Here is a 647-nt window from a genome sequence, read left to right on the forward strand (position 1 = left end):
GTAGCTAAATACAAGACACTCAAGGCAAACATAGCCCAGTTGACGATGCGGAATACCGGTTTTGACCTCGTCACAGAGCGAGCATTTTCCCCCGTATACAAACATTAGACCGTCCCCTCCTCTACCAACTCATTGCCCTTAAACTCTTGATAGATCCGATTGTCTTTTTCCAACCAGACGGTCCAACCAAGTGATTCAAAATCCAGATGATTCTTCCGGAGCGTGTTACGAACCATTTGTACGGCTCGATCGAAACCCCGTGCCTGGGCAAATCCATCATGGATGATCTCACCCACTCCGTCTACATCTTCTTTCCATACCTGGAATCCATACCGTTCTACCTGGTTCTTTTCAGACACTTGCCCCGCCTCCTTTGAGATACCGGAGTAGCCCCGTTCGGCCTCAGATGTCACATTCAATGTCAAAAATCTCGGTTGAAATTCGCTTCAGTTGCTCTTTCTTTTCTCCGTCGATTGCGTCGGCTGCCATGTCCACCAAGGCCACCGCCTCCAGCAACTTCCCCTTGATTTCCAGTTCCGTTTTTATCCTGAGCCCTCCACCTTGGTCGTGTGTCCGGGGATTAAGGCTCCCCGGCGGCCTGTAGTTTTTCACTCAACTTCCACTTTGAACTTGATCTCGCCAGGCGT

General features: G+C 50.1%; 2 protein-coding genes. Both read right to left on the bottom strand.

The features are described from left to right. Positions 1-104 precede the first annotated feature (104 nt). Positions 105-359: a hypothetical protein gene (locus tag CHM34_RS18335; RefSeq protein WP_094266047.1), complete on the bottom strand. Its 255-nt coding sequence runs from the start codon at positions 357-359 to the stop codon at positions 105-107. Between the two features lie 43 nt (positions 360-402). Next, on the bottom strand, positions 403-612 hold the full coding sequence (locus tag CHM34_RS18340) for a hypothetical protein (protein ID WP_094266048.1): 210 nt from the start codon (positions 610-612) through the stop codon (positions 403-405). Positions 613-647 lie beyond the last annotated feature (35 nt).

Source organism: Paludifilum halophilum, from assembly GCF_002245355.1.
GTDB lineage: Bacteria > Bacillota > Bacilli > Thermoactinomycetales > DSM-45169 > Paludifilum > Paludifilum halophilum.